General features: G+C 64.8%; 1 pseudogene. It reads left to right on the top strand.

The features are described from left to right. Nucleotides 1-230 (top strand): annotated as a pseudogene (locus AAEZ06_RS28420) (acetyl-CoA carboxylase, carboxyltransferase subunit beta); the annotation flags it as partial.

Raw genomic sequence — 230 nt, 5'->3', positions numbered from 1 at the left:
GCCTGGCAATGTTGGGCGATGTGATCGTTGGCGAGCCTAAAGCGCTGATCGGCTTTGCCGGCCCACGCGTGATCGAGCAGACCGTGCGGGAAAAACTGCCGGAAGGCTTCCAGCGCAGCGAGTTCCTGCTGGAGCACGGTGCGATCGACCTGATCATCCCGCGTGGCGAACTGCGCCCGCGCCTGGGCAGCCTGCTTGCGCAAATGATGGGCCTGCCGACGCCTGTGTAC

The organism is Pseudomonas sp. HY7a-MNA-CIBAN-0227 (genome assembly GCF_040310325.1).
In the GTDB taxonomy this organism is placed as follows: domain Bacteria; phylum Pseudomonadota; class Gammaproteobacteria; order Pseudomonadales; family Pseudomonadaceae; genus Aquipseudomonas.
This window is presented reverse-complemented; position numbering and strand designations above follow the sequence as displayed.